Consider the following 1,592-nt stretch of genomic DNA (forward strand, 5'->3'; position numbering starts at 1 on the left):
AGCACCACCACGCTAATACAAAAGGCGCAATGTAGACAAAACGAAGGGAATGCATTGGGCGACCCACTGCTAAAGTTTTATCGTTGACCAACGTAATAGAATTCTGAGGATCGCTATAGCTATCTAGAGTGATTCTTTGATTGAACCACTCTCTCAACTCGTTAAACTTTTTAGCGCGCTTCAGCATCCCGAAGTTGCGGCTCTTGTTTCTTTTTTCAATCATTACATTAATTCATCAGCAGTTACTTGCGTTAGAGTTAAAATGCCGAGACTCTAATAACATTATTCTCATAGGCTTCAACTAGGTTGTAGTCCGCCGCAAGTGCGGCTTCAATACGCTGTTCTAAGTTGTCTGGTACAGCTGAATCCCCACGCAAGAAAAATTTTGCTGGTTCTCGTTGGAATGAAGATTCGGTAATGATGGCCTCTTTACCTTGTTCCATGAACGCTAGGATCTGAGCGAGTAAGTAGTCGAGGTCACCCTCTTGGTGAAAAATGACTTTACCCACATCAAGGTTCATTAAAGGCATTGGCCAATAACCGCCCTCTTTTTTAGGGTCTTCGAACTGAAGGTAGATATCGAGCCATTATGGCTTTGTTTGATACCCACTTTATCGAAGTGTGCCGCACCGACTCTTCCTCTGCGCCATGAGTAAACAATCTGTCTTTTACGATCGAAGTAGATTTCGGCGTCTCTTGGCTTTAATAGGACTATTAACCATAGAGCAATAGCGACAGAGGATAGAAAAATAGTGAAAGCCAATGAGATCAATATTCCGTTGAGTCTTCCTTCAATGCTCTTTGCTTTGAGGTATGAAACAAGAGTGACTTTTCCCGAAGCTCCTAAGAGAGTCTGATAGTAAACCTCCCGTTGCTCTATATTGATACCCGGATAATTGTTGTAGCCCCTTTTAGCATTTATTGTTTTTGCCTCTGCCAGCCACTCCAGTCTTCGTTCCGCTATTTTTTGCTCTGCAGACAAGTTTGGCCAAGGAACATTTGTAGATTGAAGGAATGCAAAGAAGGTAAGAGTTAACATCATCGGAATGAGTGCTACATTGCGCCTTGTATGATATCCCGTACGCAGAGTCATTATGTCACTTTTCACTGACATGATTGGATCTAACGGGTCCTTCATTGGAATGACAAGAACTTCGGCGCGAATAGCTTCCCACCATCTTGAGAAGGGCTGTCCGTACTTAGTAAATAGACCTTTCGAGCCTCGATTCATATTTTCCCGTTATTATTCACTTACTGGTTTTCGTAAAGTTCTGCCATTGCACCATCCCGTTCTAGTACTTCTGAGAGTTGCGTATCAAAGTCACTCGGTTTTTGTCAATGAAGAGATACATTTTCGGTTGTGGCCTTTCGAAGCTATCTCCAGTAATTACTGCGTTCTTGCCTTTATCCATGAATGCAAAAATCTGAGCCATAAAGAACAGACTGTCCTTTTCGGTGTTCATGTGGGCTTTTCCTGTTGGTTGGAGACAGTATGAATGCGCCCAGTAATTTCCAGTGCCTTTCTTTTTTTCTCCGTATACAAACAGATGAAGCCCAATTTTGTCCTGACGAAAACCTAAGTTATCAAAATG

The 1,592-nt window shown here is 42.4% G+C and carries 3 protein-coding genes and 1 pseudogene; all 4 read right to left on the bottom strand.

All coding sequences use genetic code 11. From position 1 onward, the window contains the following. Window positions 1–223 (bottom strand): hypothetical protein (locus UA76_RS25000; RefSeq protein WP_047049667.1); only part of this gene is annotated, 223 nt, incomplete at its 3' end. Between the two features lie 34 nt (window positions 224–257). Continuing rightward, window positions 258–530: a hypothetical protein gene (locus UA76_RS23540; protein WP_157617695.1), complete on the bottom strand. Its 273-nt coding sequence runs from the start codon at window positions 528–530 to the stop codon at window positions 258–260. Beyond that, window positions 521–1,231 (bottom strand): hypothetical protein, encoded by a 711-nt coding sequence (locus tag UA76_RS20025; protein ID WP_052772123.1) that lies wholly within the window; start codon window positions 1,229–1,231, stop codon window positions 521–523. Before UA76_RS20025 ends, UA76_RS23540 begins: the two co-directional genes overlap by 10 nt. Before the next feature lie 61 nt (window positions 1,232–1,292). Further along, a pseudogene (locus tag UA76_RS25005) lies at window positions 1,293–1,592 on the bottom strand (hypothetical protein); the annotation flags it as partial.

It is taken from the genome of Vibrio mexicanus (assembly GCF_001012815.1).
Classification (GTDB): Bacteria; Pseudomonadota; Gammaproteobacteria; order Enterobacterales; family Vibrionaceae; genus Vibrio; species Vibrio mexicanus.

Bases quoted from the DNA above. Each gene is read 5' to 3' on its own strand.
- UA76_RS23540 (WP_157617695.1), bottom strand. From the start codon at position 530: ATGCCTTTAATGAACCTTGATGTGGGTAAAGTCATTTTTCACCAAGAG.
- UA76_RS20025 (WP_052772123.1), bottom strand. From the start codon at position 1,231: ATGAATCGAGGCTCGAAAGGTCTATTTACTAAGTACGGACAGCCCTTC.